Below are 21,225 nucleotides of genomic sequence, written 5' to 3'. Positions count from 1 at the left end.
TCAAGGAGACATGTCATGACTCAATTGCCAGTGGCGGCGGGTGCCGACACCGATATCCAGGAAACGCGCGAATGGCTCGACGCGCTCGAAGGCGTCACCACCGTTGAAGGCCGCTCGCGCGCCCACTTCCTGATCGACCGGCTCGCCGCGTGGGACTTCGCGCAGCACGGTGATTTCCATACCCGGGTGACGACCGATTACGTCAACACGATTCCCACGTCGCGCCAGCCCGCGTACCCGGGCGACCTTGCCATCGAGCGACGTCTGAACGCCTTCATCCGCTGGAATGCGATGGTGATGGTGCTGCGCGCGGGCAAGCACTCGAACGTGGGTGGCCACATTGCGACGTACCAGTCGGCAGCGGTGCTGTACGACGTCGGTTTCGATCACTTTTTCCGAGGTCGCACGGACACGTTCGACGGCGACATGATCTACGTGCAGGGGCACTCCGCACCGGGCATCTATGCGCGTGCTTATGTCGAAGGCCGCATCACGCAGGCGCAGCTCGATAACTACCGTCGTGAAGCGGGGCGCAGCGGCATCTCGTCATACCCGCATCCGCGTTTGATGCCCGACTTCTGGCAGTTCCCGACGGTGTCGATGGGGCTCGGTCCGATCACCGCCGCGTATCAGGCGCGCTTCATGCGCTATCTCGAATACCGCGGGCTGAAGCAGCATCAGGGCCGCAAAGTCTGGGCGTTCCTCGGCGACGGCGAGATGGATCAGCCGGAATCGCTCGCTGCGATCTCGTTGGGCGGACGCGAGCGTCTCGACAATCTCGTCTTCGTCGTGAACTGCAATCTGCAACGGCTCGATGGCCCTGTGCGCGGCAACGGCAAGGTCATTCAGGAACTGGAAGGCACGTTCCGGGCGGCCGGTTGGAACGTCATCAAAGTAGTGTGGGGCAGCGGCTGGGACGCGTTGCTGGAAAACGACGTTCACGGCTTGCTGCGCGAGCGGATGATGGCGTGCGTCGATGGCGATTACCAAACGTTCAAATCGCAGAACGGGGCCTATGTGCGCGAGCACTTCTTCGGCACGTCGCCGGAGTTGTTGGCGATGGTCGCGCATCTGAGCGACGACGAGATCTGGCAACTCGCACGCGGCGGTCACGACGCGCTGAAGGTCCACGCCGCCTACGCGCAGGCAATGAAGACGCAGGGGCGTCCGACCGTCATCCTCGCCAAGACCGTTAAGGGCTTCGGCATGGGCGAAGCGGGCGAGGGGCAGAACGTCAACCACCAGTTAAAGAAGATGAGCGCCGACGCGGTGCGCGCCTTCCGTGACCGCTTCGATCTGCCGGTGAGCGACGAGCAACTGGCCGAGATGCCGTACCTGCGTCCCGAGCCCGACAGCCCCGAAGGTCGCTACTTCGCGGCGCGTCGTGCCGCAATGGGCGGACATCAGCCTGCGCGCTTCGGCTTGCGCGCGCCGCTTGCCATTCCGCCGCTAAGCACCTTCGCTGCACAACTCAAGGATTCGGGCGAGCGCGAGATGTCGACGACGATGGCGTTCGTGCGCATTCTCACGACGTTGCTCAAGGACAAGGAGATCGGCAAGCGCGTGATTCCTATCGTGCCCGACGAATCGCGCACGTTCGGCATGGAGCCGCTGTTCCGCCAGATCGGTATTCACTCGTTCCAGGGGCAGCGCTACACGCCGCAGGACGCCGGTCAGCTCAGCTACTACAAGGAAGCGCTCGACGGCCAGATTCTGCAGGAGGGCATCAACGAATCGGGAGCGATGGCGTCGTGGATCGCGGCGGGCACGTCGTACAGCACGCACGACTTCGCTACGATCCCGTTCTACATCTTCTATTCGATGTTCGGCCTGCAACGCGTGGGCGACCTCGCCTGGGCCGCTGGCGACGCGCGCACACGTGGCTTCATGCTCGGGGCGACGTCCGGTCGCACCACGCTCATGGGCGAAGGCCTGCAACACGACGACGGTCATAGTCACGTGCTCGCGTCCGTCATCCCGAACTGTGTCGCGTACGACCCCACGTTCCAGTACGAACTGGCCGTGATTCTGCAAGACGGCATGAAGCGCATGTACGTCGACGATCAGGACGTCTACTACTACGTCACGCTGCTCAACGAGAATTACGCGCACCCGGCGATGCCCGAAGGCGCGGAAGCGGGCATTCTCAAGGGGCTGTACTTGCTACGCGAAAGCGAGGCGAAGGCCGATGCTCCGCGCGTACAACTCATGGGCAGCGGCGCGATTCTTCGTGAGGTCATGGCAGCGAGCGAATTGCTGCGCGACGACTTCGGCGTGCAGAGCGATCTCTGGAGTGCGACGAGCCTGACGGAAGTGCGTCGTGAGGGGCTGGCCGCCGAGCGCTGGAATCTGCTGCATCCGGACCAGACGCCGCGTGTGCCGTACGTCCAGCAATGTCTTGCGGATCGCAAAGGGCCGGTCGTGGTGGCGACGGATTACATGAAGATCGTCGGCGACCAGATTCGTCCGTTCGTGCGTGACCGTCGTTTCGTCACACTCGGCACGGATGGCTTCGGCTGCTCGGATACGCGCGAGTCGCTGCGTACGTACTTCGAGGTGGATCGTCACTTCATCGTACTGGCGGCGCTCGGTGCGCTGGCCGACGAGGGCCACGTGCCGCGCGAGCGCGTCGCCGAGGCGATTCGCAAGTACGGTATCGACCCGGAGAAGTTGGACCCGGCAACGGTTTGATGGGGAAGTGGAGAAAGCGAAGCCAGAGGTGAGGCTAGAGGTGACGCTAGAGGTGACGCTAGAAGCGGGAAGGTGAAGCGCGGTGCGGGGGCGTGTCGCGCTTCACCTGAACGTTTGGCGCTCAGTTACCGGTTTTGCGATACAACGCCAGACCGCCCGCAAGCGAGAACATGACGACGGCGCAAACGCGGTTCAGACGCTTGAGACCGCGTGCCGTCATCAGCCGCGCTGCCTGCACGCCGCCGGTCGCGTAAAGCGTCATCACCAGAATATCGACGCCAGCGGAGACCACCGCGAGCACGGCGTACTGCGGCGCGAGCGGCATCGAAGTGTCCACGAATTGCGGAAGAAACGCCGAGAAGAACAGCAGAATCTTGGGATTGGTCAGTCCGACGCCGAAGCTGCGCAGGAAGACGCGTCCTGCACTCAGATCGGACTTGATCCGCACCTGACTCAGGTCTTGCGGATGGCTGCGCCAGAGTTGAATCGCGAGCCAAACGAGATACGCCACGCCGATCCACTTGACGGTGGCGAACAGCGTCGCCGACGCCATGAGTACCGCGCCGAGCCCGGCGCCCACAGCGGCCACGACCAGCAGGTCGGACAGCGCCGCACCGCACATCCCCACGAGCACCACTCGCCAGTTGCCCGAGACGCCGTTGGCAAGGGCGAGCAGTGTCGTCGGACCGGGGATCAGGCCGCCGATCAGCGCGGCGGTGGCATATATCGCAAGCGTGGAGAGTTGCATGAGGCGGCACCGGTAACGGAACGGAGCCGCCAGTCTTGCAGATCGCGCGTCGGGCGGCAAGCGGGTCGTGACGCGGCCCTTATGCGACGTGAGCGACGTGAGCGACGTGCGCAGCGTATCCCGTCAGGCCGGTGGCGACCTCGTCCTTGAGCGTCAGCGCAGGAATCTCGTAGTCGCCGTAGTTCTGGCGACGGTACGGGATCGGCGCTGTCGTCGCGAGCGTGTCCAGACGCTTGCCCAAATCGCGCGTGATTACGGCGAACGCTTCGGCATCGACCCGCGACGAGCGGAACGTCACGAACGGTGGCAGTACGTCGAAGCCCGGGTAGAAGAGCATGCCGTGCTGAATCGGGAACAAGATGTCGTCGATGGGCCCGTTGATGCCGCGCGCGCTGTAATGCGAGTCCCAGCCGCCGGTCGTCACCAGGAGCATGGCGCGCTTGCCCGACAGCGAGCCTTCGCCGTAACGGTCGCCCCAGTGCGCGTTCGAATGCTCGCCCACGCCATAGGCGAAGCCATATGCATACACGCGGTCGAACCAGCCCTTCATGATTGCGGGCATGGAGAACCACCACAACGGGAACTGGAAGATCACCGTATCGGCCCAGCGAAGCTTCTCCTGCTCGCGGGCGATGTCGGCGCGCTGCGTGCCGTCGAGGAACGCTTGCTTCGAGTCGAGCGACGCGTGAAACGGCTCAGCCGGATCGCGTTGCGGTGCATCCGCCTCGTCGATGGTGGTCTTCCACTGCATCGCGTACAAATCCGAGACTTGCACATGATGCCCCGCGGCTTCCAGATGCTGCACGGCGAAGTCGCGCAGCGCGCCGTTGAGCGAGCGCGGTTGGGGATGGGCGTAGACGATCAGAACATTCATTTTCAGACTCCGTGGTCTTGCGGCGTATTCGATGCCATCGCTTCATTCGGATGGGGATGAATGCAGCTTAGAGACGCACAAGGTATATTGGAAATGAATTCCTGATATGGCAGGTATAACGATGGTTAATTTGCGACGTCTCGATCTGAATCTGCTCGTCACGCTCGACGTACTGTTGGCCGAGCTGAACGTCACACGTGCGGCCGAGCGGTTGCACATCTCCCAGCCAGCGGTGAGCGTGCACCTCGCGAAGCTGCGCGACGTGTTGGAAGACCCGTTGTTGCTGCCGGGGCCGCGCGGCATGCGGCCGACGGCTCGGGCGGAGTCGCTGCGCGAACCCTTGCGCGAAGCGCTCGAATCGCTCACGCGCGCCGTGGCCCCGGCGGCACCGTTCGAACCGGCGAATGCCGATCTGACGTGGCGCATCACCGCGACCGATTACACCGAATCGACGATTGTCCTGCCGCTCATGCAGCAGTTACGCTCGCAAGCGCCGAAGACGCGCCTGGCGGTCTACGATCTGGTCCCGTCGCGGTTGTCGCGTCAGGCGGAGCAGGGCAACATCGATGTTGTTTTTCACACGACGGAGAACGCGCCGGACGGCTTGCGTCGCAAGGCGCTATTCACGGAGCGTTACGTGCTGGTGGGACGGCGGGGGCATCCGAAGTTGAAGCGTCGCCCGACGCTCAAGCAGTTCTGCGAACTCGATCACAGCATCGTCTCGCAGGACGGCGGCGGCTTTCATGCCAGCACCGACGACGCGCTTGCCACGATGGGCCTGTCGCGACGTGTCGTCTTCTCCGTGCCGCACTTTCTGTTTCTGCGCGCGGCGCTTGCGAGCACCGATCTCGTCGCGATGGCGCCGGAGCGTCTCGTGCGCGACGATCCCGCGCTGCAACTCATGGCCCCGCCCATCGATCTGCCCGGCTTCGAGATCTCGATGTACTGGCATGAGCGCGTGCATCGCGACCCGGCGCATCGCTGGCTACGGGAAACCATCGCCAGCGTGGTGTGACGTTCAGCGATCGGGCGTCAGCGTGCGTCGCTCGTAGTCCCGCGAACCCATCTCCGCGAGACGGCTGATCGTGCGTGACAGATCGCGCCAGTCGCTCAGTGCGTCGAGTGCGGGGATCAGCGGCGCATCGGACGCGATCAGCAGCGTTCGCTGACGGTCGTAGCAAATGTCGACGAGCCAGAGAAAGCGTTGCAACGTGTCGGGGCGGCGCAACTGCTCGACGTGCAGTTCATCGACGATCAGCGCATGCCACTGTTCGGCAAGACTGAGGTAGTCCAGATGCGAGCGGTGGGCCACGCACAGCGCCTCGAAGTCGGCCCACACCACGCGCTCGCCTGCGCTGCGCACCGCCAGGGCGCGACCGGCCACCGTGACGTTTGACGGGGCGATTGCGGGGCGGCCCTCCAGCGCTTCGTAACACGCTGGCAGGACCTCATGTGCGGCTTCCAGCGGCGCGAGCCAGCGCGGCATCGACGCCGCGTCGCCTCCCATCCGGTAGTCCGTTGCGCCGTCGAAATGGACGATGGCGAAGCGCCGAAGAATCACGGCGACGGTCGGCTCGAAACGCTCGTGAAACTCGGGGTCGGGCAACAACTGGGCGGGGGCGTAGTTCGACGTCAGCACCAGTCGCACGCCGCGTGCAAGCGCGATGTCGAGAAAGCGTCCGATGAGGAAGGCGTCGGCAATGTCGTGGACGTGGAATTCGTCGAAACACAGCAGCTCGACGCCATCGAGCCAGCGATTGGCCACAGCCGCGAGCCGGTCGTCGCACTTCGGCTCGCGCACAAGTTGACGGTGGATGTCGCGCAGAAATTCGTGAAAGTGCACTCGGCGCTTCTCGCCATCGGCGACGGCGAAGGCGGCATCCACGACAAGGCTTTTACCGCGTCCGGGCAAGCCGTAGCAATAGACGCCGTCATGCGTTGCCGCCCCACGGGGCGCGCCCGGTGGCGAGAGGCTCGCGAGCACGGCGATGGCGTCGCGTTGACGACGGTCGGGGGTGATGTGGCGCTCGGCCAGCGCTTGCGTAATACGCGCGGCGTCGATCATGGACGCAGGACTCCGGAAGGCTAAGGCCGATGCATGGGGATCATGCGCCCGGCCGACGAGCGCCACTATACCGGCGCGCTGCATGGCAGGCCAATACGGAATTCCGGGCGCCGCCATCGCATTTCGGCATCGCCGTGGCGGTGGTCTTCGGCGGCCTGCGATTGCTGCTAGAATTGCCGCACGGCCGATGCTGCCTGCCGCTCGCACCCGATCAGGGGACGGTGAAAGCATCGCAGGTATCGCATGTCCGTCCCGTTCTCCGGGCGACGCGCATCAGCAACGCGAGCACTGATCGAATGCGTCGCCATTGAACGCTATCAAGGATGGCCAACATGCGAACCTATCTCGACGCCAAAATCATGGCCAAGTCCCTGCGCGAACGGCTCGCGCGCGAGGGCATCGACATCTCCCACGCACAGGCACTCGAATCCGTCGCCGCACAGTTCGGCTTTGCGGACTGGAACGTGCTCGCCGCCAAAGTGAGCGCTGCTGCGGTCAGTGACGGCATCGTGTTCGACACCGTCGCGCCGATTCACCGGATCTTCGACGAAGCGAAAGCGCGCGAATTCTACGTCGACTTCCTCGGCTTCAGGCTCGATTGGGAGCATCGCTTCGCCGACGGTATGCCGCTGTACTGTCAGGTCTCGCGTGCGGGCATGACGCTGCACCTGTCCGGTCACTTCGGCGATGCCAGCCCGGGGGCGACGACGTTCGTCTTCATGCGCGGGGTCGAAGCCTATCAGCGCGACTTGTCGGGCAAGCGTTATCCCAATATGAATCCCGGTATCGAAGCACTCGACTGGGGCAAGCAGATGACGGTGACGGACCCATTCAATAACCGCATTCGCTTCTGCGAATCGAACGACTGACAGAGGAAGGCCGGTATGTCCCAAGATTTCGATCCTGCGCGTTATTTCCGGCGCATCGGTTATACCGGCCCCCGCGAAGCCACGCTCGATGTGCTGCGTGCGGTGCACTCGCTGCATCCGCTCGCGATTCCCTTCGAGAACATCGATCCGATGCGAGGCAAAGCGGTGAATGTGGATCTGCCGTCGGTCGTCGCCAAGCTGGTCGACAGCCAACGCGGCGGTTACTGCTTCGAGCAGAACGCGCTGTTCGCGAGTGCGCTTAAGTACCTCGGGTTCGACGTCACGCCACTGATCGGACGCGTCTGCTGGGGCCGCACCTTCGAAGCAGAAGCACCGCTCACGCACATGCTGCTGCGCATCGAACTCGACGGCGAATCGTGGTTGGCGGATGTGGGTTTCGGCTCGGTTACGCTGACAGCGCCGTTGCGTCTGAATGCGTCGGGCGAGCAGGCCACGCCGCTCGAAATCTTCAATCTGACGCCGGTGCCGACGAGCGACGGTCATACCGTCGGCGAATATCGTCTGAGCGTGAAGTCGGCGCAGACGTGGCTGCCGACCTATCGGTTCGCGCCGCGCCCCGCCGAGTGGATCGATTACAAGCTCGGGAACTGGTACACGTCGAGCGCGCCGGACTCGATCTTCACGAATCACCTCATGGCTTGCCGCGTGTTGCCGCAAGGCCGTCTGGCGCTGCTCGATACCAAACTTGTCGAGCGCGGTCCGAAGGGCGATGTGATCGCCGAGACGAAGGTCGATTCGGCGTCGCAACTGGTCGACGCGCTGGCCGGACGCTTCGGCCTCAATCTGGCCGACGTCGATACCGACGAGTTGTTCGCGCGAGCGCTCGCGGGCGCCGCCAAAGCAGTCGTACGCTGAACATCCGAAGCACAAAGAAGAAGGGCCTTGCAGACCGACCGTCTGCAAGGCCCTTCTTTCATCCATCCTTCAATACACGCGCATTAGTGTGCCGACGTCGTGCCCGGCCACATCCGCACAGCCAGCGCACCGAGCGCGGACAGCATGGCGAGCGATGAGACGCCCGTCCAGCCCCAATGCGCCAGCGCCTGCGAGCCGAGCACCGAACCGAGCGACATGCCGATGAACACACAGACGAACAGCACGGCGTTCAGACGGCTGCGGGCAGGGGGTTCGATCCCGTACACGATGGTCTGATGCGAAATCAGGGCAACCTGCACGCCGAGGTCGAAGCCAATGGCACCCAGACCGATCAGCCACAGTTGCGCATGCGGGCTCAACAGCGGGGCGAACAGCATCGCGGCGAACGACACGGCCACAAGGCCTGCGCCGAGACGCGTCACGATCTGCGGGCCCTTCTTGTCAGCAATACGACCGGCAATCGGTGCACCGAGCGCACCCGCAGCACCGGCCAGACCGAACGCACCGGCGGCGGCCGCGCCCAGATGGAACGGCGCCTCGTGCAGCATCACGGCCAGCGTCGACCAGAACGCGCTGAAGCCGACCGACAGCAAGCCCTGTGCGAAGGCTGCCCGGCGCAGTGCCGGGTGACGACGCCAGAGACTCGCGACCGAGCCGATCAGTTGACGGTACGACATCTGCGTCGTCGGATGGAACGAGGGCAGGCTGCGCCACGCGACCACACCGAAGCCCGCCACGCTGATGGCCGCGACCACATACATCGCCCGCCATCCGAAATTCTGCGCGACGAAGCCCGACACCACGCGGGACAGCAAAATCCCGAGCAGCAGGCCGGTCATCACGGTGCCGACGACGCGTCCCCGGATCGATTCGGGAGCGAGCGTGGCGGCCGCAGGCACGATGTCCTGCGCCATCGTCGCCGTCAGACCGATGGCGAGACTCGCGACGAGCAAGGTGCCGATGCCTGGCGCAAAGGCCGCCAGCAGCAAGGCCAGCGTCAGGATCGCGCCCTTGACGAGTACGATACGGCGGCGGTCGATGATGTCGCCCATCGGCACGAGCAGCAAAATGCCAAGGGCGTAACCGAGTTGGGTGAGCGTCGGCACCCATCCCACGGTCGTGTTGGCCGCGTGGATGTCGTCGGTCATGATGCCGAGCATCGGTTGTGCGTAGTACAGCGAGGCGACGGTCAGGCCTGTGCCCGTTGCCAGCAACAGAATCAGTCGTGCGGACAGCTCCGGCTGCGGCCGGGGTGTGGCACGGCTCGCGTCGGGGGCGTTCGAAATTTGCGCGGAACTCATTGCTTGAGGCTCCAGAAGGAAGGTACGGGGCGTAGTGTCTCGCTTGGTGCGGTGCAGCGGTAGACCTATAATCCGTACAACCTTTATACGTGTGACGTATGACAGAGCCTCTCGATCCCCCATCCTCCGCATCGCCTTCGGCCCTCCGACCCGGTGGCGCCGACCGCGTCGAACTGATGCAGACCTTCGTGCGCATCGTCGAATCCGGCAGCCTGTCGGCGGCGGCGGCCCAGCTCGGCACCACGCAGCCGACCGTCAGCCGACGGCTGCAAATGCTGGAACGCTCGCTGGGCCTGCGGCTGCTTCAGCGCTCGACCCATCGCATGAAGCTCACCGAAGACGGCGAGCGTTGTTTCGCGCGTGCGAAGGAGCTTGTGACCAGTTGGGAGGCGTTCGAGGCCGATCTGCGTGGCACCGGGGCCGAGCCGGAGGGGACGCTGCGCGTGCTGGTGCCGCACGCGTTCGGGCAGGACATGATGATCGGGCCGCTGGCCGACTTTCTCGATCGCTATACCGGGATGAAGGTGCACTGGTTCTTGCAGGATCGCGAGCCGAACTTCATTGCCGAGGGCATCGATTGCGCGATTCACGTGGGCGAATTGCAGGACCCGTCGAACGTCGCCATCCTGCTGACCGACGTGCCGCGCATCGTCGTGGCGTCGCCCGACTTGCTTCGGGGACGTCCGATGCCCGAACAACCTTCGGAGCTGACGGCGTTTCCATGGCTCGCGCTCACCACGTTTTACCGGACCGACATCACGCTGACGCATCGCGAGACGCACGAGAGCGAGCGCATCACATTCGACCCGCGCATGAGTACCGACAATCTGTTTGCGTTGCGCAGTGCCGCATTGCGCGGTCTGGGGGTGGGCGTGGCGTCGGCCTGGGTGATGGCCGAAGACATCGCGCAGGGACGTCTGATTCAGCTCGTGCCGAAATGGCGCTCGACGCCGCTGCCGATGTATCTCTTGTACCCGTACGCGAAGTATTACCCCGCGCGTCTGCGCCGTTTCGTCGAAGCGATGCGCATCGCGATTCCGACCGTGATCGAGGAAGAGCAGCGCAAGATTCGCTAAGCGCGCGGCGTCAGGTCAGCAGCAACTGCCCGGCCTTGCCTTGCAACAGGGCGTCGTTGCGCTGGGCGGCGTCGCGCAGGTAATCCCACAGCACCGTAATGCGTTTGAGCGTGCGTAATTCTTCGTGGCAGTAGATCCAGAAGCTGCGCGTGACTACCACGTCGTCGACCAGCAGCGGCACGAGTCGCGGATCCTGCGCCGCCATGAAGCACGGCAGAACGGCCAGCGCTTCGCCCTGCAACGCCGCCTGATATTGCGCAATGACGCTCGTGCTGCGCAGCACGACGTTGCACCCGGGCACGATGTCTTCCAGATAGCGCAACTCGTTGCTGAACGAGAGTTCGTCCACGTAGCTGATGAAGCGACGCCCCGTGAGGTCGGCGAACGTCGATACGTCGCCGTATTGCGCGAGATAGCCGGGCGTGGCGTACAACTGCAAGCGGTAGTCGCACAGCTTGCTGCACACATACGGTCCGCGTTGCGGGCGCTCGATGGTAATCGCCAGATCGGCTTCGCGCTTGGAGAGGCTGACGAATCGCGGCACCGGCAAGACGTCGAAGTCGATGGCGGGGTATTCGCGCTGAAAGCGTGAGAGCACGGGCGTGACGAAGTACGTGCCGAACGCTTCCGTCGACCCGATGCGCACGTGTCCCGAGAGCGTTTGTCCAAGCCCCGCGACCTGTTCGCAGGCCGATTGCAGCGCCGTCTCCATCTGCTCTGCATGCACCAGCAACTGCTGGCCTTCGGGCGTGAGCGCGAAGCCTGCGTTGCGCGACTTGTCGAACAGCAGCGTGCCGAGCGCCTGCTCCAGCGCACGCACCCGTCGCGACACCGTCGTGTGGTCGACACCCAGCCGAAGCGCAGCCGCACTCACGCGCTGCGTGCGCGCCACTTCCAGAAAGTACCGAAGGTCGTCCCAGTCGGGACGCGGTTCCGCACCCGATGCCCCGGCCATGCCGGTTGACCGTGCCGTTCTCGTCGCGCCGCTGTGCGCCATACCTCCGCTCCTGTGTGAAGTCGCTATGTGCATTTCTGCACAAAGTAGATGCAGATTTTCGCTATGTAAAGCAAATTCGCACAAATACAATTTATGAGCGCCACGCATAGACGTCGGCGACGAAAGCATAAAAGACCTGAAGGAGACAAAAGCGATGAAGATCAAGCCGTGGCTGCTCGCGCTGGGACTCGGTGCGGGCTTGGGATTGTCGTCAGCCGGAACGTTTGCGCAGTTGCCGGACCGGCCCGTCAAGGTGGGCGTGCTCACCGATATGTCGGGCACGTATTCGGCGATGGGCGGAGCGGGGTCGGTCGTGGCCGCACAAATGGCCATCGACGACTGTCTGGCCGCCGAATGTAAAGGGATGAAGGTCGAACTGGTGTCGGCCGACAACCAGAACAAAGCGGACGTCGCCGCCAACAAGGCGCGCGAATGGTTCGATCGCGACAACGTCGACGCGATTGCCGATCTGACGAACTCTGCGGCGGCGCTCGCCGTGCAGAAGCTCGCGATGGACAAGCAGCGCGTCGTCTTGTTCTCCGGGCCCGCCACCACGCGCCTGACCAACGAAGACTGCTCGCCCACGGGCTTCCACTGGATGTTCGACACGTACTCGCAGTCGGCCGCCACCGCCCGCGCAGTGGTCGGTGATGGCGGCAAGTCCTGGTACTTCATCACCGTCGACTACGCCTTCGGGCACTCGCTGGAAAAGGACGCCGCCGATATCGTGAAGACGCTCGGCGGCACGGTTGTGGGCCAGTCGCGACACCCGCTCAATGCGTCTGATTACGCGTCGTTCCTGTTGCAGGCGCAAAGCTCGAAGGCGCAGGTCGTGGCACTCGCCAACGGCGGGCAGGACACCGTCAACGTGCTCAAGCAGGCACGCGAATTCGGCATCGTGCAGCGCGGACAGAAGCTCGCCGCATTGCTGGTGTTTCTGTCGGACGTTCACGCCCTCGGCCTCAATACGGCACAAGGGCTGATGTTTACCGACGGCTTCTATTGGGACTTCGACGACGCCTCGCGCAAGTGGTCCGACCGCTTCCAGAAGAAGTACAAGAATCTGAAGCCGACGATGGTGCAGGCCGGTGTGTATTCGAGCGTGCTGCATTACCTGCGCTCGGTCGCGGCGGCAAAGAGTGTTGACGCGAAGGTGGTTGCGCAAAAGATGCGTGAATTGCCGATTCGCGATCCGATCATGCACAACGCGTCGATTCGTCCGGACGGACGCGTGATTCACGACATGTATCTGTTCCGCGTGAAGTCGCCCGCCGAGTCCAAAGGCCCGTGGGATTACTACACTAAAGTGGCCACCGTCCCCGCGACGGAAGCCTTCCAGCCGCTGTCGAAATCGACCTGTTCGCTCGTGAAGACGAACACGGCAGCGAAGTAACCGACATCGGGCCGTCACCCGACGGCCCTCAACCCTTACCCGAATCCCTGCATTCGTTTCGATCTGGAGAGCGTGTCATGTCCCTACCCACCATTCCGCTGCTCATCGACGGCAAGCGTGTTGAATCGAAGACGTCGCAATGGCGCGACGTCGTGAACCCTGCCACGCAGGAAGTCGTCGCGCGCGTGCCATTCGCCACGACCGAAGAACTCGATGCGGCTGTGGCTTCCGCCAAGGCGGCCTATAAGGGCTGGCGCAACACGTCGCAAGCCAATCGCATGCGCGTGATGCTGCGCTTTCAGCAACTGCTGCGCGATCACACGGGCGAGCTCGCCGAACTGATTACGCGTGAACATGGCAAGACGCTGCCCGACGCCGAAGGCGAAGTCGGACGCGGTCTCGAAGTCGTGGAACACGCCTGCTCGATCGCGTCGCTGCAACTCGGCGAGTACGCGCAGAACGCGGCCGGTGGTGTCGACGTCTATACGCTCATCGAACCGCTCGGGGTGTGTGCGGGCATTACCGCGTTCAACTTCCCGGTGATGCTGCCGTGCTTCATGTTCCCGCTGGCCGTCGCCACGGGCAATACGTTCGTGCTGAAGCCTTCGGAACAAGACCCGAGCGCGTCGCTGCGTCTCGCCGAACTCGCACTCGAAGCCGGTCTGCCGCCGGGTGTGCTTAACGTCGTGCATGGTGGCCCGGACATCGCGAACGCGATCTGCGATCACCCGGATATCAAGGCTGTGTCGTTCATCGGCTCGACGCATGTCGGCACGCACATCTATCGTCGTGCATCGGAAGCGGGCAAGCGCTGTCAAGCGATGATGGGCGCAAAGAATCACTGCGTGATCCTGCCGGACGCGGATCGCGAGCAAGCCATCAACCATCTGCTCGGCGCGGCCTTCGGCGCGGCAGGGCAGCGTTGTATGGCGACGTCGGTGGCGGTGCTTGTGGGCGAAGCCCGCGAGTGGGTGCCGGAGCTGGTCGAGCGCGCGCGTGCGCTCAAGGTCGGACCGGGCACGGATCGTAAGGCGGACGTTGGACCGCTCGTCTCGAAGCAGGCCCGTGCGCGTGTGGAGAAACTGATCGGCGCGGGGGCGGAAGAGGGGGCAAAGCTGCTGCTCGACGGGCGCGGTCACTCGGTCAAGGAAGCACCTGACGGCAACTTCGTCGGCCCGACCATCTTCGACGGCGTGACGGCCGAGATGTCGATCTACCGCGAGGAAATCTTCGGGCCGGTGCTGTGCATGGCCGGGGCCGAGACGCTCGACGAAGCCATTGCCTTCGTCAACGCGAACCCCAACGGTAACGGCGTGGCGCTGTTCACGCAGGACGGCGGTGCGGCGCGTCAGTTCCAGAATGAAATCGACGTCGGTCAGGTCGGCATCAACCTGCCGATTCCGGTGCCGGTCGCGTGGTTCAGCTTCACCGGTTCGCGTGCGTCGAAGCTCGGCGATCTCGGCCCGAACGGCAAGCAAGCCATCTTGTTCTGGACGCAGACGAAGACCGTCACTGCACGCTGGCAGGCGCGCGGCACCGGCCCGTCAGGTGTGAACACCACGATCACGCTGAAGTAACGCGCCCTTCCACGGATTTCGGAGACAGACGATGGCTACGGAAACTCAACAAGGGACGCTGCGCGTGGCGTTCATCGGGCTGGGCAACATGGGCGGTCCGATGGCGGCGAATCTGGTCAAGGCCGGACATGCCGTGCGCGGCTTCGACCTGTCCGGCGAAGCGGTGGAGCGACTTGCAGCGGCCGGTGGCCGCCCGGCGAAATCGATTGCCGATGCGGTGCGCGACGCGCAGGTCGTCATCACCATGTTGCCTGCGGGCGAGCATGTGCTTGCGGCGTACGACGGCCCGCAAGGGGTGCTGGCGAATGCTGCACCGGACGCCGTGCTGATCGACAGCAGCACGGTGCCGCCGGAGATTCCCCGTCAACTGGCGAAGCTTGCGCGGCCCGGCACGTTGCTGCTCGACGCACCGGTTTCGGGCGGTACGGCCGGTGCGGCGGCGGGCACGCTGACGTTCATGGTCGGCGGCGATGCGGCGCTTGTCGAGCGCATGCGGCCGCTGCTGGGCAACATGGGACGCGCAATCCACCACGGCGGCCCGCTCGGCGCAGGGCAGACGCTCAAGCTGTGCAACAACATGTTGCTGGGCATTCTGATGGCGGGCACGAGCGAGGCGCTGCGACTGGGCATTGCGAACGGTCTCGACCCTAAGGTGCTCTCGGCCGTGATGCAGCAAAGCTCCGGACGCAACTGGACGCTGGAAGTGTATAACCCCTGCCCGGGCGTGATGGAGAATGCAGCGTCCTCGCGCGGCTACACCGGCGGTTTCGCGACCGATCTGATGGCGAAGGACTTGCGTCTCGCGCACGGTGCGGCCGAGTCGAGCGAGGTGGCGACGCCGCTGGGCGATCTCGCGCGCCGTATCTTCGAAGTGCATCGTGCGAACGGTCATGGCGGGCTCGATTTTTCGAGCATCTTCCAGGACCCGGTCACGCTGGCACAGGCGCTGAACGTGAAGTAAACGCCGCTGCGTCGCACGGCGCAAGACGAATGGCAAGAATGGCGAACGCCTGCCGGCCTTACGGTTGACGGGCGTTTGTCATTGCGACGATTTGACGCGCCTGACCCACGGCACGAGGTTCGGAGATTTCAATGACGCGAATATCGGCGTATCATCCGGCCCCAACGGCTACCCCCACAGCCAGTTTCTCAGCGCTTGCGAGCGCCCATTCGTCATCATGATCGTCCGTCCCAATCTGCATTGGCTGCGCATGCTATTCGTCGTGCGCGGCTCGATCTTGCCCAAGATCGCCCCGCAGCTCATTTTCACCACGATCATTTCGATTGTCGTCACGCTGGCGCACGGGCGCATCTTCGAATGGAAGATCCCGCTCACGTTCATCCCGTTCTCGCTGATCGGTATTACGCTCGCGATCTTTCTCGGTTTCCGCAACACCACCAGCTACGCCCGCTATTGGGAAGCCCGTGTGCTCTGGGGCAGTGTGCTCAACGAGACGCGGGCGCTGTCCCGTCAGTCGATGACGCTTGTGTCGGACACCTCCGATTCGCCGCGCTTCGTCGCCTATCTCATTGCCTTCGTGCATGGAATGCGTCACCAACTGCGCGGCACGGACCCGCGCGCCGACTTCGAGCGTCTGCTCGATAAGGAAGACGTGGCGTGCCTCAAGCGCAAGCAGTTCAAGCCGATCACTATTTTGCTGATGGCGGGCGAGTGGCTGCGCGAGCGCCGCATGCGCGGGCAGATCGAAGCACCGCTGGCGCAGGTCATGGAGATGCATCTGGACCGCCTCGGCGAAGCCATCGGTGGCTGCGAACGCATCGCCACCACGCCGATTCCGTTCACGTACGGCGTGATTCTGCACCGCGTGACGTATCTCTACAGCCTGCTGCTGCCGTTCGGGCTGGTCGACTCCATCGGGCCGATGACGCCCGTGATCGTCGCCTTCATCTCGTACACGTTCTTTGCGCTTGAAGCGGTGAGCGCCGAGATCGAGGAGCCGTTCGGTCTGGAAGCGAACGATCTGGCGCTCGACGCCATGTCCGAGACCATCGAGCAATCGCTGCGGGAAATCCTGCATCGCCAGCACACGGCGCAAGTGCGGGCGCGCGAGCATCACATCATCACCTGAACCGTCTGAGTCCTCGGCGGCCGGGAGATGGAGCGGGTCGCCGAAGCCTTTCCCGAAAAATTTAATACTAAAGTCTTTGCTTTAGTATTTATCGCGACTATACTCAAGCACATGCTTGACCATGACAACACCCTCGATCTGACTTTTCAGGCACTGGCCGACGCCTCTCGCCGAGCGATGCTCGTGCGGCTGGCGCAGGGGCCAGCGTCGGTGAGCGCGCTTGCGCAGCCCTTGTCGATGTCGTTGCAGGCGGTCATGCAGCACCTGTCCGTGCTGGAGAGTGCGGGGCTGGTGCGAACGGAAAAGGCGGGACGTGTGCGCACGTGCCGGATCGAACCTCAGGCGCTGAGCCTTGCAGAGCGATGGATCAACCAGCGCCGTCACGAGTGGGAGGGCCATCTCGACCGATTGGGCGAGTATCTGGCCAGCCTGCCGCCCGAAGGAGACCTTCATGACGACAGCAAGTGAAGCAAAAGCGAGCGCACAAGCGCGTCCGCTCACCGTTAGCCGGACGTACGCTGTAGCGCGCGACGTGGTGTTCAGTGCGTGGACCTCGACCGAGGCCGTCAAGCGCTGGTTCTGCCCAACCGGTTACACGGTGCCCGAAGCGAAGATCGACGCTCGCGAGGGCGGCGCTTTCGATCTGCGGATGCAGTCGCCCGAAGGCGAATCGCACTGGATTCGCGGGCGCTTCGTAGAAGTCGATGCACCGAAGCGTCTGGTCATCGACATGAAAGTGACGGACGAGAAGGGACATGCGTTGTTCAGCGCGCTCACCACGGCGAGCTTTGTCGATGTGGCGCAAGGCACGCAGCTCGACGTCGAGCAACGCTATACGGTGCTCGACCCCGCCTTCGCATGGATGCCGGAAGGCGCGGGGCAGGGCTGGACGCAAACGCTGGACAAGCTGGGACGCGAGGTCATGAAGGAAGCCGAAGCACCGACGCAACGCAGTGTCGTGCATTCGACGTTTCGTCTCGAACGCCAGTACCCGGCATCGCCCGCCCGTGTGTTCCGCGCACTGGCGGAGCGCGAGGCCAAGGATCGATGGTTTGCGCGAAGCGACGGCCTGACGCTGATCGAGCGATCGATGGATGTTCGTCCGGGTGGCCGTGAGACGGCGAAGGCTCGGTGGACGAGCGGCATGGTGTCGACTTTCGATGCGCTCTACTACGATGTGGTCCCCGACACGCGTCTCGTCTACGTGTACGAAATGCATCTGGATACGCGCAAGATTTCGGTGTCGCTCGCGACCATCGACATCAAGGCTCGCGATGGCGGTACCCATCTCGTCATGACCGAGCAAGGCGCATTTCTGGACGGTTACGATGACGCAGGATCCCGTGAGCGCGGCACCAATTCGCTGCTCGACGCCCTCGGCGCATCGCTCACCGACTGAGTCTTCACCCCCACCTTTCTCACCGCTTGCGACGCCGCTGCTCGCCGGGTCTTACCGGACGCAGCGGCGTTTCTATTTTTCTATCGCACCGAAGTGGTGCATTAATTCTCATCAAAAGACGCAATAGTTCCTCGACAAATATCGCGTTTTTCATTGCAAGCGCGAGTTCTAGACTTCTCTCCATCGACGGCGCAATTCAAAACAAAGTCGTCGCAACATGACAGGAGTTAGGAAAATGAACCGCAAGAACATCGCAATCGCCCTTATCGCCGCTGTGGCCTCCCTTGGTGCTGTTGCTAGCAACGCTGCCGAAAACGGCAACAACTACCCCGAAATCGCTTCGCAAGGCCAGCCGCTCACGCGTGCCGCCGTGCAAGCCGATCTGGCTCAGGCTCGCGCCAACGGCCTGATCCCGCAAGGCGATGCCGACTATCCGGTGTACGTCGCTTCGGGTGAGAGCAAGACCCGCGCCGAAGTGAAGACGGAATTGGCGCAAGCCCGCACTGAAGGCCTGATGGCACAAAACGACCAGGACTACCCGGTCGCCGCCGTCGCCCAAAGCTCGAGCGTGTCGCGCGCCGACGTCAAGCAAGAGCTGGCCCGTGCCCGCGCTGCTGGCCAACTGGACGAGTTCCAAGGCAGCTGATCGCCGCGCGGCTGATAGCGCCGCAGCAGTAGAGAGTTAAAAAGCCGTCCCGGGTGTGATGCCCGGGACGGCTTTTTTGCGTTTGCGATCCGTTGCCGACCGCCAATGATGACGGTGTTCGTCAGGCCGTCATGAAGCGCAGCGCCATGCGGGCGAGCCTCGGCACGAGCGTCGGGCGCAGCAGACGCTTGTCGTAGCCGTTCATGCGTCGCGCATCTTCTTCCAGACAAAGCAGGATCAGATCGCGCGGCTTCAGCCCTTCACCGATGTCGGCGGTACTTGTCGCCGGGAAGTTGATATCGCGTGCGACGCCGTCGGTGTCGATACCGCGCGCGATCGCAATGCGATCCCAGATCAGCGTGACCCAGACGGCCGCGACCCGCGCGTAAAACCACGGACGCTTCCAGAACGGCAGCGTGCGCCGGTACCAGGCCACCCAGTTCGCGAAAAAGAGAATGTGGCGCGCCTCCTCCTGAATCACCGGTTCGAACGTCTCGACCAGTGCTTCGGGAAAATAGCCGGAGCGCTGTGCCGAGCGGAACAGACCGAAGGCCACGAAGCTGTCGATGCACTCGCTGAAGCCGGTCTTCATCCACGCCCATTCGGCGTCTTTCGGCGGCGGATAAGGGGGCTCGGCGGCGAGTTCGATGCCATAGGCTTCGACAAGTTTGGAGAGCACGACCTTGTGACGCGCCTCTTCCTCGCCGTCCATGACGAGGGCTTCGCGCAGCAGCGGGTCCTGAATCGTGGCAGCGTAAGTGGCGACGCGAATCGATGCGCGTCCTTCCGTCTGCACGGCGATGTCCCAGATGGGCAGCGCGGTCAGACGCCTGAGGGCGTCGGGCGGCAGCTTCGGCCACTCGATGACGGACGGCTTGTAGGGGTTGTGAGACTCCAGCAGCATGCGGCAGAACATGCGTTTATGGGAGTCCGAACCAATTTTCACGGGGCCGTCGACATCGTATTGCCAATGCCGCATGACATGGTCGGCCTGCGCTACGGCAGCCGCTAACGTGTCGGACATCTGGTCGGGATATCGCATTCGGTATGAGGTCTGTCGGCGTCGACAAAAATCATATCACCAAGCGCCATGCGCGCGCCGTGCAGACCGTCTTGTGGATAGTCCGCACAGCGCCGACGGAACCCGTCAGAACAGATACATCCCCGCGATGAAGATGGCGCCCGAGAACAGCAGCGCCGTCACGCAGTAGCCCATGATGTCGCGCACGCCGAGCCCGGCGATGGCGAGCGCGGGCAGTGCCCAGAACGGTTGCGCCATGTTCGTCCAGGCTTCGCCGTACGCGATGGCCATGGCCGCCTTGCCGAGATCGGCATGCAGCGCCTGTGCGGCAGGCATGACGAACGGCCCCTGCACCACCCAGTGACCGCCACCCGATGGCACGGCGAAGTTGATCACGGCCGAGCTGAGGAAGGCGAGCAGCGGGAACGTGTGGACGTTGGCGATCTCGATGAACCAGTTGGTGATGACACCGGCGAGTCCCGAGTGATCCATCGTCGCCTGAATGCCAGCGTAGAACGGGAACTGAATCATGATGCCCGACGCGCCGCGTGCAGCGTTCGCCACGGCACGCGCATAAGCCATCGGCGTGCGATGCAACAGAATGCCGATGCCGAGGAACGCAATGTTCACGGTGTCGATATCGAGCGTAAAGCCCTTCGTGACGGTGCGCAGCACCAGATACGCGGCAATCAGCACGAACACAAGCAGCGACAGCAGACGGCTTTCTTCGAGCTTTTCGGCAAGCGTGGCGTTCGGGCCGAGTACGCGTTCATGCGTCGGTTCGTCGACCAGCAACTTCGGATCGACGGATACGACTTCGTTCGGACGCGGCATCATCGCGCGCGCCAGCAGCGGCAACATCACGATCAGGCCGATGGTGATAAAGGCGTTATAGCCGGTAAACAGCGTCTGCGAGACGGGAATCAGGCCGACGACTTTTTCCATCGGATTGCCATGCGTTGCGGCCACGAGCGGCACGGAGCCTGAAAGACCGCCGTGCCACGTCAGAAAGCCCATGTAGGCACACGCGACGAGCAAACGGTAATCGGTGCCTTTCACGCGACGCGCCACTTCACGCGCGAACATCGCGCCGAGTACAAGGCCGAAGCCCCAGTTGATCGCACAAGCGACACCGGCGAGCAGTGCCACCATCATCGTGGCCTGCGCGGGGGAGCGGGCCGAACCGGCGAGTGCGGCCATCGCGCGCTTCATCGGCGCGGAGCTGGCGAGGGCGTGACCCGTCACGAGAATCATCGCCATCTGCATGGAGAACGCGAGCAGATTCCAGAAGCCCGAGCCCCAGAGGAGCACGAGATCGCCCGGCGTCTTGGGGGTGAAGCCGAGGGCGAGGGCAAACGTGATAACGGTGAGGAAGATGGCGAAGATGAGCGGATCGGGCAAAAAGCGGTGCACGACCTGCGTGAAAAAACGGGAAATACCTTTGACCACGACTGTCTCTTCCTTTTTGTTAATTTGTTAACCTATTTCTAGCCGTGCATTGTGTCATCGGCTCGAGGCCACGGCATGACGTAAAACTGCGTAATGACAATGCGGCGAACGTTGTGGCAGGAAGGCCAGTGC

Annotated in this window: 19 protein-coding genes; 12 read left to right on the top strand and 7 right to left on the bottom strand. The window is 63.4% G+C overall.

What is annotated here, in order from left to right; all coding sequences use genetic code 11:
• Positions 1 to 15 precede the first annotated feature (15 nt).
• On the top strand, positions 16 to 2,691 hold the full coding sequence (gene aceE / locus PCO31010_RS12715; RefSeq protein ID WP_150664557.1) for a pyruvate dehydrogenase (acetyl-transferring), homodimeric type: 2,676 nt from the start codon (positions 16 to 18) through the stop codon (positions 2,689 to 2,691).
• A gap of 121 nt (positions 2,692 to 2,812) precedes the next feature.
• On the opposite strand, the gene PCO31010_RS12710 is transcribed toward aceE, so the two are convergent.
• Complete coding sequence (locus PCO31010_RS12710) at positions 2,813 to 3,439, bottom strand: LysE family translocator (protein ID WP_150664556.1); 627 nt, start codon at positions 3,437 to 3,439, stop codon at positions 2,813 to 2,815.
• A gap of 79 nt (positions 3,440 to 3,518) precedes the next feature.
• Positions 3,519 to 4,313 carry an NAD(P)H-dependent oxidoreductase gene (locus PCO31010_RS12705; RefSeq protein WP_150664555.1) on the bottom strand — a complete coding sequence of 265 codons (795 nt, stop codon included), beginning with the start codon at positions 4,311 to 4,313 and terminating at the stop codon, positions 3,519 to 3,521.
• Between the two features lie 121 nt (positions 4,314 to 4,434).
• On the opposite strand from PCO31010_RS12705, the gene PCO31010_RS12700 reads away from it, so the two are divergent.
• Positions 4,435 to 5,328, top strand: coding sequence for a LysR family transcriptional regulator (locus tag PCO31010_RS12700; RefSeq protein WP_217426158.1), 894 nt, complete (start codon positions 4,435 to 4,437; stop codon positions 5,326 to 5,328).
• 3 nt (positions 5,329 to 5,331) lie between these two features.
• Here the strand turns inward: PCO31010_RS12700 and zapE are convergent, their stop codons facing one another.
• Positions 5,332 to 6,378 (bottom strand): cell division protein ZapE, encoded by a 1,047-nt coding sequence (zapE, locus tag PCO31010_RS12695; protein WP_150664553.1) that lies wholly within the window; start codon positions 6,376 to 6,378, stop codon positions 5,332 to 5,334.
• A 332-nt stretch (positions 6,379 to 6,710) separates the two neighbouring features.
• Here zapE and PCO31010_RS12690 point away from each other — a divergent pair, with 332 nt between their 5' ends.
• Both PCO31010_RS12690 and PCO31010_RS12685 read left to right on the top strand, forming a co-directional pair.
• A complete protein-coding gene (locus PCO31010_RS12690) occupies positions 6,711 to 7,247 on the top strand; it encodes a glyoxalase superfamily protein (RefSeq protein WP_150664552.1) in 537 nt (178 codons plus the stop codon).
• Positions 7,248 to 7,262: 15 nt separating this feature from the next.
• On the top strand, positions 7,263 to 8,123 hold the full coding sequence (locus PCO31010_RS12685; protein ID WP_150664551.1) for an arylamine N-acetyltransferase family protein: 861 nt from the start codon (positions 7,263 to 7,265) through the stop codon (positions 8,121 to 8,123).
• Between the two features lie 83 nt (positions 8,124 to 8,206).
• On the opposite strand, the gene PCO31010_RS12680 is transcribed toward PCO31010_RS12685, so the two are convergent.
• Positions 8,207 to 9,445, bottom strand: coding sequence for an MFS transporter (locus tag PCO31010_RS12680; protein ID WP_150664550.1), 1,239 nt, complete (start codon positions 9,443 to 9,445; stop codon positions 8,207 to 8,209).
• Positions 9,446 to 9,543: 98 nt separating this feature from the next.
• Here PCO31010_RS12680 and PCO31010_RS12675 point away from each other — a divergent pair, with 98 nt between their 5' ends.
• Positions 9,544 to 10,521, top strand: a complete 978-nt coding sequence (locus PCO31010_RS12675) for a LysR family transcriptional regulator (RefSeq protein ID WP_174984670.1) — start codon at positions 9,544 to 9,546, stop codon at positions 10,519 to 10,521.
• Between the two features lie 10 nt (positions 10,522 to 10,531).
• Here PCO31010_RS12675 and PCO31010_RS12670 read toward each other — a convergent pair whose 3' ends face one another.
• Positions 10,532 to 11,476, bottom strand: a complete 945-nt coding sequence (locus PCO31010_RS12670) for a LysR family transcriptional regulator (protein WP_150576058.1) — start codon at positions 11,474 to 11,476, stop codon at positions 10,532 to 10,534.
• 196 nt (positions 11,477 to 11,672) lie between these two features.
• Here PCO31010_RS12670 and PCO31010_RS12665 point away from each other — a divergent pair, with 196 nt between their 5' ends.
• The 7 genes from PCO31010_RS12665 (at position 11,673) to PCO31010_RS12635 (ending at position 18,623) form a co-directional block, all read left to right on the top strand.
• Entirely contained in the window at positions 11,673 to 12,911 is a 1,239-nt protein-coding gene (locus PCO31010_RS12665) for an ABC transporter substrate-binding protein (RefSeq protein ID WP_150664549.1), read from the top strand.
• Between the two features lie 77 nt (positions 12,912 to 12,988).
• Positions 12,989 to 14,488 carry a CoA-acylating methylmalonate-semialdehyde dehydrogenase gene (locus tag PCO31010_RS12660; protein WP_150664548.1) on the top strand — a complete coding sequence of 500 codons (1,500 nt, stop codon included), beginning with the start codon at positions 12,989 to 12,991 and terminating at the stop codon, positions 14,486 to 14,488.
• A 31-nt stretch (positions 14,489 to 14,519) separates the two neighbouring features.
• Positions 14,520 to 15,449, top strand: a complete 930-nt coding sequence (gene mmsB / locus PCO31010_RS12655) for a 3-hydroxyisobutyrate dehydrogenase (RefSeq protein WP_150664547.1) — start codon at positions 14,520 to 14,522, stop codon at positions 15,447 to 15,449.
• Between the two features lie 217 nt (positions 15,450 to 15,666).
• Complete coding sequence (locus tag PCO31010_RS12650; protein ID WP_150664546.1) at positions 15,667 to 16,578, top strand: bestrophin family protein; 912 nt, start codon at positions 15,667 to 15,669, stop codon at positions 16,576 to 16,578.
• Positions 16,579 to 16,689: 111 nt separating this feature from the next.
• The gene (locus PCO31010_RS12645; RefSeq protein WP_039401336.1) at positions 16,690 to 17,046 is read left to right on the top strand and encodes an ArsR/SmtB family transcription factor; all 357 of its coding nucleotides are present in this window, start codon (positions 16,690 to 16,692) and stop codon (positions 17,044 to 17,046) included.
• A complete protein-coding gene (locus PCO31010_RS12640; RefSeq protein ID WP_150664545.1) occupies positions 17,030 to 17,977 on the top strand; it encodes an SRPBCC family protein in 948 nt (315 codons plus the stop codon). Before PCO31010_RS12645 ends, PCO31010_RS12640 begins: the two co-directional genes overlap by 17 nt.
• A gap of 235 nt (positions 17,978 to 18,212) precedes the next feature.
• Positions 18,213 to 18,623, top strand: coding sequence for a DUF4148 domain-containing protein (locus PCO31010_RS12635; protein WP_174984668.1), 411 nt, complete (start codon positions 18,213 to 18,215; stop codon positions 18,621 to 18,623).
• A gap of 121 nt (positions 18,624 to 18,744) precedes the next feature.
• Here PCO31010_RS12635 and PCO31010_RS12630 read toward each other — a convergent pair whose 3' ends face one another.
• Positions 18,745 to 19,647 carry a ferritin-like domain-containing protein gene (locus tag PCO31010_RS12630; RefSeq protein WP_150664543.1) on the bottom strand — a complete coding sequence of 301 codons (903 nt, stop codon included), beginning with the start codon at positions 19,645 to 19,647 and terminating at the stop codon, positions 18,745 to 18,747.
• Positions 19,648 to 19,770: 123 nt separating this feature from the next.
• Positions 19,771 to 21,093, bottom strand: a complete 1,323-nt coding sequence (locus PCO31010_RS12625; protein ID WP_150664542.1) for a TIGR00366 family protein — start codon at positions 21,091 to 21,093, stop codon at positions 19,771 to 19,773.
• Between the last annotated feature and the right edge of the window lie 132 nt (positions 21,094 to 21,225).

It is taken from the genome of Pandoraea commovens (assembly GCF_902459615.1).
Lineage (GTDB): Bacteria > Pseudomonadota > Gammaproteobacteria > Burkholderiales > Burkholderiaceae > Pandoraea > Pandoraea commovens.
This window is presented reverse-complemented; position numbering and strand designations above follow the sequence as displayed.

Coding starts and splice junctions, on each gene's coding strand:
- PCO31010_RS12635 (WP_174984668.1), top strand. CDS start 18,213: ATGAACCGCAAGAACATCGCAATCGCCCTTATCGCCGCTGTGGCCTCC.
- PCO31010_RS12650 (WP_150664546.1), top strand. CDS start 15,667: ATGATCGTCCGTCCCAATCTGCATTGGCTGCGCATGCTATTCGTCGTG.
- PCO31010_RS12710 (WP_150664556.1), bottom strand. CDS start 3,439: ATGCAACTCTCCACGCTTGCGATATATGCCACCGCCGCGCTGATCGGC.
- PCO31010_RS12705 (WP_150664555.1), bottom strand. CDS start 4,313: ATGAATGTTCTGATCGTCTACGCCCATCCCCAACCGCGCTCGCTCAAC.
- PCO31010_RS12640 (WP_150664545.1), top strand. CDS start 17,030: ATGACGACAGCAAGTGAAGCAAAAGCGAGCGCACAAGCGCGTCCGCTC.
- PCO31010_RS12675 (WP_174984670.1), top strand. CDS start 9,544: ATGACAGAGCCTCTCGATCCCCCATCCTCCGCATCGCCTTCGGCCCTC.
- aceE (WP_150664557.1), top strand. CDS start 16: ATGACTCAATTGCCAGTGGCGGCGGGTGCCGACACCGATATCCAGGAA.
- zapE (WP_150664553.1), bottom strand. CDS start 6,378: ATGATCGACGCCGCGCGTATTACGCAAGCGCTGGCCGAGCGCCACATC.
- mmsB (WP_150664547.1), top strand. CDS start 14,520: ATGGCTACGGAAACTCAACAAGGGACGCTGCGCGTGGCGTTCATCGGG.
- PCO31010_RS12665 (WP_150664549.1), top strand. CDS start 11,673: ATGAAGATCAAGCCGTGGCTGCTCGCGCTGGGACTCGGTGCGGGCTTG.
- PCO31010_RS12630 (WP_150664543.1), bottom strand. CDS start 19,647: ATGTCCGACACGTTAGCGGCTGCCGTAGCGCAGGCCGACCATGTCATG.
- PCO31010_RS12690 (WP_150664552.1), top strand. CDS start 6,711: ATGCGAACCTATCTCGACGCCAAAATCATGGCCAAGTCCCTGCGCGAA.
- PCO31010_RS12700 (WP_217426158.1), top strand. CDS start 4,435: ATGGTTAATTTGCGACGTCTCGATCTGAATCTGCTCGTCACGCTCGAC.
- PCO31010_RS12680 (WP_150664550.1), bottom strand. CDS start 9,445: ATGAGTTCCGCGCAAATTTCGAACGCCCCCGACGCGAGCCGTGCCACA.
- PCO31010_RS12645 (WP_039401336.1), top strand. CDS start 16,690: ATGCTTGACCATGACAACACCCTCGATCTGACTTTTCAGGCACTGGCC.
- PCO31010_RS12660 (WP_150664548.1), top strand. CDS start 12,989: ATGTCCCTACCCACCATTCCGCTGCTCATCGACGGCAAGCGTGTTGAA.
- PCO31010_RS12685 (WP_150664551.1), top strand. CDS start 7,263: ATGTCCCAAGATTTCGATCCTGCGCGTTATTTCCGGCGCATCGGTTAT.
- PCO31010_RS12670 (WP_150576058.1), bottom strand. CDS start 11,476: ATGGCCGGGGCATCGGGTGCGGAACCGCGTCCCGACTGGGACGACCTT.